Below are 14,308 nucleotides of genomic sequence, written 5' to 3'. Positions count from 1 at the left end.
ACCCGCAGACGAAAACGGCGCGCCAGTGGCGCGCCGTTTTCATGTCAGTCCCTGCCGTGGCTCAGCGGCGGGTCTTGCCGCCGGTGCCGGTGCCCGGTTCGTTCGGCTTGCTGCCGGTTCCGGTTCCCGGGCCGGTTCCGCCGGGGCGGGGGCCGCCGAAGCCGGTGCCCATGCTGCGCTGAAATTCCTGCCACAGCTCCAGGTTGCGTTCGGTCAGCTGGTTCATCATCGCCCACGGCGTCTGGCCCAGCAGGTTGCCCATCTGCTGGCGGAACTGCTGCTGCTGGTCCAGGAACACCTGCATGCTGCGTTCCAGGTAGTTGCCCATGAATCCCTGCAGGGAGTCGCCGTAGAAGCGGATCAGCTGGCTCAGCAACTGGGTGGAGAGCATCGGCTCGCCGTCCTGCTCCTGGTCGGCGATGATCTGCAGCAGGACCGAACGGGTAAGGTCGTCACCGCTCTTGGCGTCGCGGACCTCGAAGTCTTCACCGTCCAGTATCAGCTGGCGGACGTCCTCGATGGTGATGTAGCTGGAAATCTCGGTGTCGTAGAGACGGCGGTTCGGATACTTCTTGATGATGCGGGTCGCAGCCATGAAGCGGTCACTCGTCACAGTAGACGCGCAGCATGGCGCAGTGCAGCAGCCGTTGCAACCGCCCCAGCCCCCGCCAGGCTTGGCTTTCACGGCGGATCATGTTGCGCAACAAGGGTTTGCGTGCTGCGCAGCATGACCGCAGGCAGGTGCGGTCCGGCACACGACCGGCCGCGCCCGCGCGGATCACCAGCCCATGTGGTGGCCGCCGTTGATGTCCAGGTTGCTGCCGGTGATCCACGAGGCCTCCTCGGCCACCAGGAAGGACACGCCGTAGGCGATCTCCTCCGGCTTGCCCAGGCGCCCGGTCGGAATGTCGGCGATGATCTTGGCCCGCACTTCCTCCGGCACGGCCATGACCATGTCCGTGGCGACATAGCCCGGCGAAATGGTGTTGACGGTGATGCCGAAGCCCGCGTTCTCGCGCGCCAGTGAGATGGTGAAGCCGTGCATGCCGGCCTTGGCGGCGGCGTAGTTGGCCTGGCCATACTGGCCCTTCAGACCGTTGATCGAGCTGATCTGGATGACCCGGCCCCAGCCGCGGCGACGCATGCCTTCGATGACCGGGCGGGTGACGTTGAACACCGAATTGAGGTTGGTGTTGATCACGTCATGCCACTGGTCCGCACGCATCCGGTGAAAGGTCGTATCGCGGGTGATGCCGGCGTTGTTGACCAGGATCTCGACCGGGCCCAGTTCGTTTTCGACGGCGCGCACCATCGCTTCGGCACTGTCCGGATCGGACACGTCGCCGGCGAAGATGGACACGCTGTAGCCGCGTTCGGTCATCGCCTGCTGCCAGGCGCGGGCCTTGGTTTCATCGCGATAGTTGGTGGCGACCCGGTGGCCCTGGTCGGCCAGGCGTTGGCAGATGGCGGTACCGATGCCGCCGGTTCCGCCGGTGACCAGTGCGACGCGAGATGTCATGGAATGCAGTCCGGGTTTGAGGTGGGGGAAGGGGGATTCTGCAACATCGGCGCGGAAAGTGCGCCCGTCGGCAACAGGATGTCCGTGCGTGGCAGGCGGGCCGGATCGAATGCCTGCCGGGCCGCCGCGAGCAGGTTGTGCAGATCGTCGTGACCCTCGAGTGCGGCGGGCGACTGGCCGAGCAGGCCCCACAACTGACGCAGCACCGGCACCGGGTGGGCGCTGTCGACCGGCAGCGCGGCCAGCGACTTGGACAGCTTGTGCCCGGGCGCGTCCAGCAGCAGGGGCAGGTGCCAGTACTGCGGCACTGCCAGTCCGAGTGCCTGCTGCAGCAGGATCTGCCGCGCGGTGGAGTCGAGCAGGTCGGCGCCGCGCACCACGTCGGTGACGCCCTGCGCGGCATCGTCGACCACCACCGCCAGCTGGTAGGCCCAGCACCCGTCGGCGCGGCGCAGCACGAAATCACCCACCTCGGCGTGGACGTCCTGCACCTGACGGCCGCGCAGGCCATCGTCGAACTGCACCACGCTGCCGGCCGGTACGCGGAAGCGGACGGCAGGGTCCGGTCGGGGCTGCCGCGCGACGCAGCGATGGTGGATGCCCCCCCGGGCTGCCAGTTCGCTGCGGCTGCAGTGGCAGATGAAGGCCAGCCCGCTGGCCAGCAGCCTGTCCAGAGCCTGCTGGTAAGCATCGCCACGTTCGCTCTGCCACAGCACCGGACCATCGTGGGCCAGGCCGAATGCCGCCAGTGCCTGCAACTGCGCGTGCGCAGCCCCGGGCACGGTGCGTGGGGGATCGATGTCCTCGATGCGCAGCCGCCACAGGCCATGGTGATGGCGCGCGAGCAGCCAGCTGCCGAATGCAGCCAGCAGGGAGCCGGGGTGCAGCAGGCCGGTAGGCGAGGGCGCGAAGCGGCCGCAGGAAAGGGGGGAGGTCATGCTGGCTGAATCGTCGGTCAGGTTGGTGCTTGAATTCAAGCTGACCGCACCGCAAATTGACGGATATCGACCCCTTCCGAGCCGGAATTTCCCATGTTTACCCGCATCGCACTCTTTCTAGCCACCAACTTTGCAGTGCTGATCCTGGCCGGCATCGTGATGTCGCTGCTGGGGGTCAATCCGAACCAGATGAGCGGCCTGCTGGTGATGGCTGCGATTTTCGGCTTCGGCGGTTCCTTCATCTCGCTGCTGTTGTCCAAGTGGATGGCCAAGCGCTCCACCGGCGCGGTGGTGATCACCGAGCCACGCAACCAGACCGAGCGCTGGCTGCTGGCCACCGTCGAGCGACAGGCCAAGGCGGCAGGCATCGGCATGCCCGAAGTGGCGGTCTACGATGGCCCGGAGATCAACGCATTCGCCACCGGCGCCAACCGCAACAACGCGCTGGTGGCGGTGTCCACCGGTCTGCTGCAGAACATGAGCGAAGACGAGGCCGAAGCCGTATTGGGCCACGAGATCGCCCACGTGGCGAATGGTGACATGATCACCATGGCGCTGCTGCAGGGTGTGTTGAACACCTTCGTGATCGTGCTGGCGCGCGTGGTCGGCGGCGTCATCGACAGCGCGCTGTCGGGCAACCGCGAAGGCGGCGGCCGCGGGTTCGCCTACTACATCATCGTGTTCGTGCTGGAGATGGTGTTCGGCCTGTTCGCGACCATGATCTCGATGTGGTTCTCGCGCCATCGTGAGTTCCGCGCCGATGCCGGTGGTGCCTCGCTGGCGGGTCGCCAGAAGATGATCGCCGCGCTGGAGCGCCTGCAGCTCAACCACGGCCAGAGCACGCTGCCGACCCAGATCGCCGCCTTCGGCATCGCCGGTTCGACCGCGAAGAAGCTGTTCATGAGCCATCCGCCGCTGGAAGAGCGCATCGCCGCGCTGCGGGCCTCGACGGTGGTGTAAGCCTCCGGTTGCAACGCACTGCTACAGGAACGCCCGGCCCCGTGCCGGGCGTTTCTGTTTGCGCGTCGGCAGCATCGACGCGTGCCCGCAGGATCGTTTCCGCGACTGCGGAGGGGTGTCACTTTCAAGGTCGAAGGCGAAGCGGCCGCTTCGCTCGCCGGGCATGGCCCGGCGCTACCCGTCATCGTCGTGCAGCTGTGGTTCTTGACCTTGGGTCCGCCTTGAGCGAGCCGAGCACCGCAGGTCCGGCGAGGGCGAAGAGGTGCGGGTGTCTGAGCGCAGCGAGTTCCCGCACCGTCCCTCGACGGACCGAGGAGCGAAGGGAACCGGCGTGCACAGCACGTCGGCTCGCGTCCTGGCGGCGTGTTTCTTTGGTTACTTTCTTTGCACGAGCAAAGAAAGTGACAAGCACGATCACTGCGGATACGAAAACGGCACCTTCACAGGTGCCGTCTCCATGAACCGCTTTACAGGGAAGCTCAGAACTTCGCGTCGAACTCGGCCGCATAGCCCGTGTTGACCAGCACCTTCTGCAGCGACTCGGCCACCTTCAGGTTGCCCGCCACCACCTGCTGGGTTTCCGGACCGCGGTTGTCCATGCGTGCAAGCGGTGCTCCCTTGAAATCGCACACCTTGCCACCGGCCTCACGCACCAGCAGCACGCCGGCCGCGATGTCCCAGGCCTTCACCCCGGCCTCGAAGTAGGCGTCGGCGCGACCGCAGGCGACATAGGCCAGGTCCAGCGCAGCGGAACCGGTACGGCGGATGTCCTCGGCCTGCACCAGCAGGGCATCGACCGCCTTCAACTGGGCGCCGGCACGGGCGCGCTCGCGCGGAGCGAAGCCGGTCTGGATCATGGTGCCGCCCAGGTCCTTGCGATCCGCCACGCGGATGCGACGGTCGTTCAGCACGGCGCCCGCGCCACGGCTGGCGGTGAACAGCTCGTTGCGCAGCGGATCGAAGATGACCGCGTCGGTCGGCTCGCCGTTCTCGACCAGGGCGATCGATACACAGTAGTGGGGCACGCCGCGCAGGTAGTTGCTGGTGCCGTCCAGCGGATCGATGACCCACATGTGGCGATGTTCGCCCTGCACGCCGCCTTCCTCGCCAAACACGCCGTACTCGGGATACGCGCGCTTGAGCTCCTTGACGATGACCTTTTCCGCGTCCGCATCGACTTCGCTGGCGTAGTCCATCCGCCCCTTCTGCACCACGTTCAGTGCCTCGAGCTTGTTGATGTTGCGCAACAGGACGTTGCCGGCGAGGCGGGCGGCCTTGACCATGACGGTGACGGCGGGTTTCTGCATGGCGTGGGCTCCCGGAAAGGCAGAAGGGTAGGACTGGCGGGGGAAAAGAGCGGGTCCGGCGCAGTGGCCGGCCGCACAGTTTACCATTGGTCATCGTCCAGCTCGACCTTTTCCCTGTTCATGTCCCAGTTCCCCGCCGCCACCCGCCTCCGATTCGTCCTGGTCGGAACCCAGCATCCCGGCAACATGGGCGCCGCCGCCCGCGCCCTGAAGACCATGGGCCTGGCCCGCCTGGTACTGGTGGCCCCGGAAAAACCGCTGGACGAGGAGGCATTCCGCCGCTCGGCCGGCGCCGAGGACGTGCTCGGCGATGCGCCCGTGGTGGCCACCCTGGCCGAGGCCGTCGCCGACTGCCGTCTGGTGTTGGGGTGTACGGCCCGCGCACGCCGGGTCCAGCTGGAGGAGTACCTGCCCGCCGACGCAGCGGCCCGTGCGGTCGCCAAGGCCGGTGAGGGTGCCGAGGTGGCGCTGGTGTTTGGCCGGGAACGGACCGGCCTGACCAACGAGGAGCTGCAGCTGTGCCACGCGGCGGTGCACATTCCGTCCGATCCGGCGTTCAGTTCGCTCAACCTCGCCGCCGCCGTGCAGGTGTTGGCCTACGAGGTGCGCATGCAGCTGCTCGGCGCCCAGCCTGCCGTTGGCGCCGAACCGGGCTTTCGTGAGCAGGTGGCCAGCCACGAACAGATGGAGAGCTTCTTCGCCCAGCTTGGCGACACCCTGGACGAGATCGATTTCCACAAAGGCCGTGCGCCGGAGTCGGCGATGCGCAAGCTGCGCCGCCTGTTCCTGCGCAGCGAGCCGAGCGAGCAGGAAGTGCGGTTGCTGCGCGGCATCCTGGCCGATGCCCAGCGCATGGCGCGTCTGGCCAAGCCGGGCAGTCACAACGGCTGACGACGTTCTCATTTTTTCGGGTAGTCTGTCCGGATACCCAGGGGGGGATGAAACCGGTGTCGGGTCTGCGAACGGCAATGCAGGGGGCGCTGCTGAGCCTGGCCATGGTCCTGCTGGCCGGAACGGTGCGTGCTGCGCCGGATCCGGTGCTGGTGCTGGGCCGGATCAGCGACGATCCCAAGGCCCATTACCAGCAGCTGCAGCCGCTGCTGGACTACGTGGTGGCACGCATGCAGGACGTCGGCATCCAGGAGGGGAGGATACTGATGGCGCGTGATCCGCAGCAGATGGCCAGCTATCTGCGGCGGGGGCAGGTCGACTGGGTCACGGAAACCGCCGGAACCGCAGTGGCGTTGGGGCAGCGCAGCGGTGCGCGGCCGTTGCTGCTGACCGAGCGCAATGGCGTGCGTGAGTACCAGACCGTATTCTTCGTGCGCCGCGACAGCCCGTTCCAGCGGCTGGAGGACCTGCGGGGCCACCGCCTTGCGCTGCAGAACACCGCATCCACCAGCGCCTACCTGGTGCCGGTGATGACGTTGCTGGGCCACGGGTTGTCCCCACAGATCCTCGCGGGTACGTGGGACGCTCCGGGCACGGACAGCGTCGGCTATGTGTTCGCCCGCAGCGAGCTGAACATCGCCACCTACGTGCACAAGGGCGTGGCCGATGCGGGCGCGGTGAGCAGCGTGGACTGGAACGATGAGCGGCGCATGCCGCGGGCGTTCCGGCGCGACTTCCGCGAACTGTTGCGCACGGAGCCCTATCCTCGCGCCGTGGAGGTGGTGCGCGCCGACCTGGATGCACGCGTCCGTGATCGCCTGCAGGAGGTCCTGCTGCAGGCGGCCAGTGATCCGCAGGCACAGGCAGCGCTGCACCGTTTTTTTGGTACTTCCGGTTTCCACCGCGTCGACGCGCATGCGCAGCAGCGGCTGGATGAATTGAAACAAGGATTGACGCGCGTGCGGATGGAAGTGGAATGAAGTGGCTCGGCTCGGGAATGCAGGCGCGGTTCCTGCTCGCGATGGGCGGGGCGATGCTTGTGGTGGTGGCGATCCTGGCGGTGCTGCTGGGGCGGCAGGCGGCGATGCAGAGCGAGGTGCGCAACCTCAGCGGCGGCGTCATCCATGAACTGTTCGACCGCAGCGTGCGCAGCCGCGGCGAAGCGATTGCCCGTGAGCTTTCCGATGCGCTGGCCAACCCGCTGTACTACCACGATCTGGACCAGGTCGGCGCACTGGTGCGCAGCACGTCGCGGCAGCCCGTGGTGCGCTATGTGCTGGTGTTCGACGAACGTGGCCGGCTGGTGCACGACGGTTCGGTGGAGGTCGCCGCCTTCGGTCAGCCGATGGGAGACCCCCTTGCACCGGGCGCGATCGCCGCGCGGACGCTGGTGGTGCAGCAGTCGCCAAAGGTGCTCGACAACACGATGCCGATCATGGTCGGCAACCAGCGCATCGGCGGCGTCCGCGTCGGCATGGCGCTGGACGAAGTGCAGCAGCGCGAGCAGGCCGCCAACGCAACGCTGGGCGAGCGCCTGCAGCAGGTCGGCAGCCGTCATCTGGGCTGGCTGCTGCTGATGCTCGGCCTGCTGGTGGTGATCGGCGTGGCGGTGATCTTCTACGTGCAGCGCACCCTGGTCGCGCCGATCCGCGACCTGGCGGTGGCGGCCCGTCGCATCGAAGCCGGCGACTACCAGGCGCCGCTGCTGGAGAATACCCGCGACGACGAGGTCGGCGAGCTGGTGCGGGGATTCGCCCGCATGCGTGATGCCATCGCCCGCCACGACCGCGAGGTGCGGCACATGGCCTACACCGACGCACTGACCGGCCTGACCAACCGCTTGGCGTTCCGCGAAGCCCTGGACCACCGGCTGATGGCCGCGCGTGCGTCCAAGCAGCGGTTGGGCCTGTTGTTTGCGGACATCGACGATTTCAAGCGGGTCAACGATACCCTCGGGCATGAAGCGGGCGACGAAGCACTGCTGCAGTTTGCCCAGCGGATCGGCCGCGCCGTCGCCGAGGCCGGGGGCGATGAGGCGCTGCTGGCCCGTTTTGGCGGCGACGAGTTCGTGATCCTGGTCGGCGACGGCGATGTCGCTGCCAATGCGCGGCTGCTGGCCGAGGTGCTGGTGCGCGAACTGGGCAAGCCGCTGGTGGTGCAGGGCAGGGAGCTGTTCCTGGGCACCTCCATCGGCGTGACCCTGTTCCCGGACGATGCCGCAGACGCGACCACACTGCTGAAGAACGGCGACATCGCCATGTACCAGGCGAAGATGGCCGGCAAGAATTGCTACCGGTATTACAGCCGGGCGATGGACCATGCGGTCGAGCGCCGCGTGCACATGGAACAGGAACTGCGCGGCGCCTGGGAGCGCGGCGAGCTGCGCCTGGCCTACCAGCCGATCTTCCGCACCCGCGACCGGCGGATGGTCGGCGTCGAGGTGCTGCTGCGCTGGCAGCACCCCACTCTGGGCACGATCCCGCCGTCGGTGTTCATCGAAGTGGCCGAGCAGAGCGGGCTGATCGAGGTGATCGGGCCGAAGGTGCTGCGCGCGGCCTGCATGGAAGCGTCGCAGTGGCCGCGCAGTGCGGGCGGCGATGATCTGTTCGTGTCGGTGAACGTGTCGCCCCGGCAGCTGCGTGGCGGCGAGCTGCCGTCACTGGTCGCACAGTGCCTGCATGAGTCGGGGCTGCCGGCTTCGCGCCTGCATCTGGAACTGACCGAGACCGCCGTGATCGGTGATGAGATGGTGGCCGCGCAGTTGCTGGACAAGCTGCATCGCACCGGCGTCAAGGTGTGGCTGGACGACTTCGGCACCGGCTTCTCGGGCTTGAGCCACCTGCGCCAGGTGCCCGTGGACGGCGTGAAGATCGACAAGAGTTTCATTGCCGACATGCAGCGTGATCCGGACGACCTGGCGCTGACCACGGCGATCATCGCCATGGCCCACGCGCTGGGCATCACGGTAGTTGCCGAGGGCATCGAGCAGCAGGCACAGTTCGAGCTGCTGGCCCAGCGCGGCTGCGATCTTGGCCAGGGCTACTGGCTGAGCCACCCGGTCACCGCGACCGAAGTGGTGCGGATGATCGAGTCCGGCGTCTGAATCCTGGTTCAGGGGTCAGATCCCTTTCTGCAGGAAAGGGCTCTGACCCCGGCGGGATCGCTACAGCGGGCGCTTGCTCGGGTCGCCGGGGAGTTCCCGCACCAGCTTGGGAACCAGGTAGCCGGACAGGCGCGCGGTCAGGCCGGCGATCAGCTCCCTGGCGCGGGTGTCATCCACCTCGAAGTGGGCCACGCCCTCGACCCGGTCCAACTGGTGCAGGTAATAGGGCAGCACGCCGGCGGCAAAGCTGCGTTCGCTCAGTTCCTGCAGCGCCTGCACGCTGTCGTTGACGCCACGCAGCAGCACTGCCTGGTTCAGGAGCTGGGCGCCGGTGCCACGCAGGCGCGCCATTGCCGCGTCCACGCTGGCATCGAACTCATTGCCATGGTTGGCATGGACCACGATCGCCAGCGGCCACGGCAGGCTGCCCAGCCAGGCCAGCAGCTCGTCATCGACCCGTTCCGGCAGCACGATCGGCAGCCGGGTGTGGATGCGCAGGCGACGGATGTGCGGAATCCGCCGCAGCGCGTCGGTCAGTTCGACCAGCTTGTGGGTGGCCAGCGACAGCGGATCCCCCCCGGACAGGATCACTTCGTCGATATCCGGATCGGCGGCGATGGCGTCCACCGCTTCCCACCAGCCGCCCTTGGCGGCATTCTCAGCGGCGTAGTCGAAGTGCCGGCGGAAACAGTAGCGGCAATTGATTGCACAGCTGCCGGTGGCGATCAGCAGCGCCCGGCCCCGGTACTTCTGGATGACCCCGGTCGCCTTCCTGGCCGCACCATCGCCCACCGCGTCGAAGCTGAACCCGGGAACGACCTGCATCTCGTCATTGACCGGCAGCACCTGGCGCAGCAGCGGGTCGGCCGCATCGCCCTTGCGCATGCGGGCCACGAACCCGTCCGGTACGCGCAGCGCGAACTGGGCCATGGCCGCCTCGGACACGCCCAGTGCGACCGGATCCAGCTCCAGCCGCGCCAGCAGTGCGTGCGGGTCGCGCAGCGCCTGGCGCCAGAGTTCCTGCCAGCGTGCGGGTGCACCCGGCGACGACGGGCGGGGAAAGGCGGAAAGCTGCATGGAGAGGGGGCCTGCGGTTATCATGGGGGCAGAAAAACAGTCGCCCACCGGCATCCGGTGGGCTTTCCATTCTACCGGCTCGCCGCACCCGCGGCGGTTTTGCCATTTGAGGAGCTTGAGCATGGCCACTGTGGGCATGAATGACGTCAAGAACGGGATGAAGATCCTGGTCAACAATGAACCGGCGGTCATCACCGATACCGAATACGTCAAGCCGGGCAAGGGCCAGGCGTTCACCCGCGTCAAGTACCGCTTCATCCGTTCGGGCCGCGTGGTCGAACTGACCATGAAGGCGACCGACGACCTGGAAGTGGCCGACGTGGTCGACACCGACATGAACTACATGTACAGCGATGGCGAGTATTGGCACTTCATGGATCCGGAGACCTTCGAGCAGGTCCAGGCCGACAAGGCCGGCATGGGCGGCGCCGAAAAGTGGCTGAAGGGCGAGGAAGCCTGCATCGTGACCCTGTTCAACGGTGCGCCGATCTTCGTGCAGCCGCCGAACTTCGTCGAGCTGAAGATCACCGAAACCGATCCGGGCGTCCGCGGTGACACCTCCGGCGGTGGCGGCAAGCCGGCCACGCTGGAAACCGGTGCCGTGGTCCGCGTGCCGCTGTTCGTCAACCAGGATGAAGTCATCCGGGTCGACACCCGTTCGGGCGAGTACTCCTCGCGCGTGAAGTAATCCGGCGCAGCCGGATGACCTGTGAGCCGGGCCCAGGCCCGGCTTTCCGGGCATCGCCCGGAACCCGTTGCCGGCGTCCACGGCGCCGCAACGGACAGCCGCCGGGCATCGCCCGGCGCTACCGCCTCCCGTGAGGTTCTCCCCCCAGCCAAGTGAGCCTGCATGAGCGACAGCCCGCACCTCCCCGAAGCCTGCGACCTGCTCATCGAAGCCGGCTACGTCGTTCCGATCGAACCGCATGCCGTGGTGCTGGAAGACCATGCCGTAGCCGTGCGTGGCGGCGAGATCGTGGCCGTGCTGCCGCGTGCCGAAGCGCGGGCGCGCTTCCGTGCCGCGCAGGTGGTCAGCCGTCCGGACGCCGCGCTGATGCCGGGCCTGGTCAACGCGCACACGCACAACCCGATGACCCTGCTGCGCGGCGTTGCGGATGACCTGCCGCTGATGACCTGGCTGCAGGAGCACATCTGGCCGGTGGAAGCGGCGGTGATCGGCCTCGAGTTCGTCGCCGACGGTACCACGCTGGCGATTGCCGAGATGCTGCGCGGCGGCACCACCTGCGCCAACGAGAACTACTTCTTCGGCGACGTGCAGGCGGCGGTCTACAAGAAGCATGGTTTCCGCGCGCTGGTGGGGGCGGTCATCATCGATTTCCCGACCGCCTGGGCGAAGAGCGACGACGAGTACTTCGCCAAGGCCGGGGAACTGCACGACCAGTGGCGCAACGACAGTCTGATCGGCGTCGCGTTCGCACCACATGCGCCCTACACGGTCAGCGATGCCAATTTCGAGCGGGTGCGGATGCTGTCCGACCAGCTCGACATGCAGGTGCACCTGCATACCCATGAGACCGCGCAGGAAGTCAGCGATTCGATCAGGCTGCATGGCCAGCGTCCGCTGGCGCGACTCGATCGCCTCGGCCTGGTCAATGACCGGTTGATCGCGGTGCACATGACCCAACTGACCGACGCGGAGATCCACCTGTGCGCCGAGCGTGGCGTCAGCGTGGTGCACTGCCCGGAATCGAACCTGAAACTGGCCTCCGGCTTCTGCCCCGCCTGCGCCCTGCAGCGCGCAGGCGTGAACCTGGCCATCGGTACCGATGGCTGTGCCAGCAACAACGACCTGGACATGTTCAGCGAGAACCGCACCGCGGCGATCTTGGCCAAGGCTGTCGCCAACGACGCCACTGCGCTGGACGCGGCCACCACGTTGCGCGCTTCCACGCTCGGCGGTGCCCGTGCGCTGGGCTTCGGCGAGCGGATCGGCTCGATCGAGGTGGGCAAGCAGGCCGATCTGGTCTGCGTGGACCTGTCCGCGCTGGAAACCCAGCCGCTGCACAACGTGCTATCGCAACTGGTGTACGCCACCGGCCGGCAGCAGGTGAGCGACGTCTGGATTGCCGGCAAGCCCAAGCTGGTGCAGCGCGAGCTGGTCGGCATGGACCTGCCGGGCATCATCGCCAACGCGCGCCAGTGGCGCGAGCGCATCCGCCATATCCGCGCCTGAACCCCGGCGCTGCAAGGATTCCCCATGACTGCCCCCCATGCTTCCTCCAATTTCGATCAGGCCGAGCTGGACAAGTTCGCCGCACTGGCCAACCGCTGGTGGGACGCCGATGGTCCGCAGAAGCCGCTGCATGCGCTGAACCCGGTGCGCCTGAAGTACGTGGCCGACCGCGTGCCGCTGCGCGGCGCACGCGTGCTCGACATCGGCTGCGGTGGCGGCCTGCTGAGCGAAGCACTGGCCCAGGCCGGTGCCGATGTCACCGCCATCGATCTGGCCCCGGAGCTGGTCAAGGTCGCGCGGCTGCACGCACTGGAAAGTGGTGCCAAGGTCGACTACCGGGTGCAGGCCGCCGAGGACCTGGCCGCTGAACAGCCGGGCAGCTTCGATGTGGTGACCTGCATGGAGATGCTCGAGCACGTGCCGGACCCCGGCGCGATCATCGAGGCCTGCAGGCGGCTGCTGAAGCCGGGGGGGCACCTGTTCCTGTCGACCATCAACCGCACGGCCGCCGCATTCGCGGTGGCCATTGTCGGTGCCGAATACGTGGCGCGCCTGTTGCCGAAGGGCACCCACCACTACCAGGAATTCATCAGGCCGGCCGAACTGGCACGCTGGTTGCGCGAGGCTGATCTGCAGCTGGCCGATGTCAGCGGCATGGCATACGAGCCGTGGCGCAACCGTGCCCGCCTCAGCACCCGCACCGACATCAACTACCTGGCCTACGCGGTCAAGCCGGCATGACCGCCACGCACTTCCCGCGCGCGGTGCTGTTCGACCTGGACGGCACCCTGCTGGACAGTGCGCCGGACTTCGTTGCCACCTGCGACGCCATGCTGGCCGAGCGTGGACGCGCGCCTATCGATCCGGCGCAGCTGCGCCCGGTGGTGTCCAAGGGCTCGCGGGCGATGATCGCGGCGGCCTTCCCGGACCTGGATGCGCATGCGCGCGACGCGCTGATCCCGGAGTTCCTGCAGCGCTATGAAGCGTTGATCGGCCAGCACGCGGTGCTGTTCGATGGCGTCGCCGGCATGCTCGCCGCGCTCGATGCTGCTGGAACGGTATGGGGCATCGTTACCAACAAGCCCGAGTACCTGGCGCGGTTGATCCTGCCGCAGCACGGTTGGCAGCAGCGCTGCGCCGTGCTGGTCGGCGGCGACAGCCTGGCCGAGCGCAAGCCGCACCCGCTGCCGCTGCTGCACGCTGCGCAGGCGATCGGTGTCGCGGCAAGCGACTGCGTGTATGTCGGCGACGACGAGCGCGACATCATCGCGGCGCGCGCCGCGGCCATGCCATCGGTGGCAGCGCTGTGGGGCTACCGCCTGCACAGCGACGACCCGTTGGCCTGGCAGGCCGATGTACTGGTCGAGAACGCCGCACTTCTGCAACTGGCCAGCCTGTGGCCAACGCGGTCGGCACGCCCGGCCCACCCGTAAGGACGATCGTAGTGAGCAGCACCGCGCTGGAAAGCTTCCTCGACAAATGGCGCAGCCGTTGGCCGGAATGGTCGGTGGCCGCGCCGTTCGTGGCCGAATCGCACCGTGAGTTGGCCGTAGCGTGGTTCGCGCTGCTGCAGGAATTCGACGACATGCTCAATACCAGCGGCGATCCGTTGCCGGCCGATGCCAAGCTGGCATGGTGGGGCGAGGAGCTGCGCAGCTGGGAAGGACAGCGTTCGCGCCATCCGTTGGGTCGTGTGCTGGAACCGGTGCGTGCGCCGTGGGCGCGGTTGGCGGAAACGCTGCCGGATCTGGTGGAGGCACGCACCGTCGCGCCGGATGCGGCCAGTGCCGAAGCCGCGCTGGCCCGCTACGCTGAAGCAGTCGCGGCCGTGGAAGTGGTGTTGTTCGATGACAGGCCGCGGACCGGTGCGGGCCGGGCCGTGCAGTTGCAGACGCTGGCCCAGCGCCTGCAGGACGCAGGCGTGGCCGGCGTGCCGCGCAGCCTGCTGGACGAGGACACCCGCTCCGCCGCGCAGCGCTGGGCGCAGCACCTGTTGAAGGGGTGGGGCGCGCGCGTGCCCGGGCCGCGCCCGCGCCGCGTGTGGTCCAGCCTGGCCCGTGCACGCCTGACGGCCCAGGCGGCCGGCAAGCCGATCGAGGCGACCCCGCTGCGCACCCTGCTGCGGGTGTGGTGGGCCGCACGCGGCTGATTCCGTTGCCGCTGCGCTCGCCGGGCATGGCCCGGCGCTACCGGGTTGCAGGTTGTTGATTCCGTTGCCGCTGCGCCGCCGGGCATGGCCCGGCGCTACCGGGTCGCGTGTCGCTGATTCCGTTGCCGCTGCGTTCGCCGGGCATGGCCCGGCGTTACCGGGTTGCGCGT

General features: G+C 67.8%; 14 protein-coding genes. 9 read left to right on the top strand and 5 right to left on the bottom strand.

The annotated features are described in order from the left end of the window. Positions 1-61 precede the first annotated feature (61 nt). The 3 genes from phaR to gluQRS form a co-directional block, all read right to left on the bottom strand. The gene (gene phaR, locus N8888_RS12795; protein ID WP_065175511.1) at positions 62-595 is read right to left on the bottom strand and encodes a polyhydroxyalkanoate synthesis repressor PhaR; all 534 of its coding nucleotides are present in this window, start codon (positions 593-595) and stop codon (positions 62-64) included. A gap of 183 nt (positions 596-778) precedes the next feature. Beyond that, positions 779-1,519, bottom strand: a complete 741-nt coding sequence (gene phbB, locus N8888_RS12790) for an acetoacetyl-CoA reductase (RefSeq protein WP_180875542.1) — start codon at positions 1,517-1,519, stop codon at positions 779-781. Further along, entirely contained in the window at positions 1,516-2,457 is a 942-nt protein-coding gene (gluQRS, locus tag N8888_RS12785) for a tRNA glutamyl-Q(34) synthetase GluQRS (RefSeq protein ID WP_263175123.1), read from the bottom strand. Before gluQRS ends, phbB begins: the two co-directional genes overlap by 4 nt. Before the next feature lie 93 nt (positions 2,458-2,550). Between gluQRS and htpX the strand changes: the two genes are divergently transcribed. Continuing rightward, a complete protein-coding gene (gene htpX, locus N8888_RS12780) occupies positions 2,551-3,417 on the top strand; it encodes a protease HtpX (RefSeq protein ID WP_053520093.1) in 867 nt (288 codons plus the stop codon). Positions 3,418-3,896: 479 nt separating this feature from the next. Here htpX and N8888_RS12775 read toward each other — a convergent pair whose 3' ends face one another. After that, a complete protein-coding gene (locus tag N8888_RS12775; RefSeq protein WP_053520092.1) occupies positions 3,897-4,724 on the bottom strand; it encodes an inositol monophosphatase family protein in 828 nt (275 codons plus the stop codon). 120 nt (positions 4,725-4,844) lie between these two features. Here N8888_RS12775 and N8888_RS12770 point away from each other — a divergent pair, with 120 nt between their 5' ends. From N8888_RS12770 to N8888_RS12760, 3 genes are read left to right on the top strand one after another with little or no spacing between them, the layout of a single operon-like run. Continuing rightward, complete coding sequence (locus N8888_RS12770; RefSeq protein ID WP_053520091.1) at positions 4,845-5,615, top strand: RNA methyltransferase; 771 nt, start codon at positions 4,845-4,847, stop codon at positions 5,613-5,615. A gap of 47 nt (positions 5,616-5,662) precedes the next feature. After that, the gene (locus tag N8888_RS12765; protein ID WP_111186437.1) at positions 5,663-6,595 is read left to right on the top strand and encodes a phosphate/phosphite/phosphonate ABC transporter substrate-binding protein; all 933 of its coding nucleotides are present in this window, start codon (positions 5,663-5,665) and stop codon (positions 6,593-6,595) included. Continuing rightward, positions 6,592-8,718, top strand: coding sequence for a putative bifunctional diguanylate cyclase/phosphodiesterase (locus tag N8888_RS12760; protein WP_053520089.1), 2,127 nt, complete (start codon positions 6,592-6,594; stop codon positions 8,716-8,718). The genes N8888_RS12765 and N8888_RS12760 overlap by 4 nt, the downstream gene beginning before the upstream one ends. A gap of 60 nt (positions 8,719-8,778) precedes the next feature. Here the strand turns inward: N8888_RS12760 and epmB are convergent, their stop codons facing one another. Next, the gene (epmB, locus tag N8888_RS12755; protein WP_053520088.1) at positions 8,779-9,795 is read right to left on the bottom strand and encodes an EF-P beta-lysylation protein EpmB; all 1,017 of its coding nucleotides are present in this window, start codon (positions 9,793-9,795) and stop codon (positions 8,779-8,781) included. A gap of 121 nt (positions 9,796-9,916) precedes the next feature. On the opposite strand from epmB, the gene efp reads away from it, so the two are divergent. The 5 genes from efp (at position 9,917) to N8888_RS12730 (ending at position 14,138) form a co-directional block, all read left to right on the top strand. Then, positions 9,917-10,483: an elongation factor P gene (gene efp / locus N8888_RS12750; RefSeq protein ID WP_053520087.1), complete on the top strand. Its 567-nt coding sequence runs from the start codon at positions 9,917-9,919 to the stop codon at positions 10,481-10,483. A gap of 162 nt (positions 10,484-10,645) precedes the next feature. Then, on the top strand, positions 10,646-11,989 hold the full coding sequence (locus N8888_RS12745; RefSeq protein WP_263175122.1) for a TRZ/ATZ family hydrolase: 1,344 nt from the start codon (positions 10,646-10,648) through the stop codon (positions 11,987-11,989). Between the two features lie 24 nt (positions 11,990-12,013). Further along, positions 12,014-12,730 (top strand): bifunctional 2-polyprenyl-6-hydroxyphenol methylase/3-demethylubiquinol 3-O-methyltransferase UbiG, encoded by a 717-nt coding sequence (gene ubiG, locus N8888_RS12740; protein ID WP_065175506.1) that lies wholly within the window; start codon positions 12,014-12,016, stop codon positions 12,728-12,730. Then, positions 12,727-13,422 carry a phosphoglycolate phosphatase gene (locus tag N8888_RS12735; protein WP_263175121.1) on the top strand — a complete coding sequence of 232 codons (696 nt, stop codon included), beginning with the start codon at positions 12,727-12,729 and terminating at the stop codon, positions 13,420-13,422. The genes ubiG and N8888_RS12735 overlap by 4 nt, the downstream gene beginning before the upstream one ends. 11 nt (positions 13,423-13,433) lie before the next feature. After that, complete coding sequence (locus tag N8888_RS12730; protein WP_065175504.1) at positions 13,434-14,138, top strand: squalene/phytoene synthase family protein; 705 nt, start codon at positions 13,434-13,436, stop codon at positions 14,136-14,138. Positions 14,139-14,308: the final 170 nt, after the last annotated feature.

Source organism: Stenotrophomonas maltophilia (assembly GCF_025642255.1).
Taxonomy (GTDB): domain Bacteria; phylum Pseudomonadota; class Gammaproteobacteria; order Xanthomonadales; family Xanthomonadaceae; genus Stenotrophomonas; species Stenotrophomonas maltophilia_P.
This window is presented reverse-complemented; position numbering and strand designations above follow the sequence as displayed.

What these genes read in the sequence shown, in the direction of transcription:
- N8888_RS12775 (WP_053520092.1), bottom strand. Translation starts at nt 4,724, where the DNA reads ATGCAGAAACCCGCCGTCACCGTCATGGTCAAGGCCGCCCGCCTCGCC.
- htpX (WP_053520093.1), top strand. Translation starts at nt 2,551, where the DNA reads ATGTTTACCCGCATCGCACTCTTTCTAGCCACCAACTTTGCAGTGCTG.
- efp (WP_053520087.1), top strand. Translation starts at nt 9,917, where the DNA reads ATGGCCACTGTGGGCATGAATGACGTCAAGAACGGGATGAAGATCCTG.
- phaR (WP_065175511.1), bottom strand. Translation starts at nt 595, where the DNA reads ATGGCTGCGACCCGCATCATCAAGAAGTATCCGAACCGCCGTCTCTAC.
- epmB (WP_053520088.1), bottom strand. Translation starts at nt 9,795, where the DNA reads ATGCAGCTTTCCGCCTTTCCCCGCCCGTCGTCGCCGGGTGCACCCGCA.
- N8888_RS12735 (WP_263175121.1), top strand. Translation starts at nt 12,727, where the DNA reads ATGACCGCCACGCACTTCCCGCGCGCGGTGCTGTTCGACCTGGACGGC.
- N8888_RS12760 (WP_053520089.1), top strand. Translation starts at nt 6,592, where the DNA reads ATGAAGTGGCTCGGCTCGGGAATGCAGGCGCGGTTCCTGCTCGCGATG.
- N8888_RS12770 (WP_053520091.1), top strand. Translation starts at nt 4,845, where the DNA reads ATGTCCCAGTTCCCCGCCGCCACCCGCCTCCGATTCGTCCTGGTCGGA.
- gluQRS (WP_263175123.1), bottom strand. Translation starts at nt 2,457, where the DNA reads ATGACCTCCCCCCTTTCCTGCGGCCGCTTCGCGCCCTCGCCTACCGGC.
- N8888_RS12765 (WP_111186437.1), top strand. Translation starts at nt 5,663, where the DNA reads ATGAAACCGGTGTCGGGTCTGCGAACGGCAATGCAGGGGGCGCTGCTG.
- ubiG (WP_065175506.1), top strand. Translation starts at nt 12,014, where the DNA reads ATGACTGCCCCCCATGCTTCCTCCAATTTCGATCAGGCCGAGCTGGAC.
- N8888_RS12745 (WP_263175122.1), top strand. Translation starts at nt 10,646, where the DNA reads ATGAGCGACAGCCCGCACCTCCCCGAAGCCTGCGACCTGCTCATCGAA.
- phbB (WP_180875542.1), bottom strand. Translation starts at nt 1,519, where the DNA reads ATGACATCTCGCGTCGCACTGGTCACCGGCGGAACCGGCGGCATCGGT.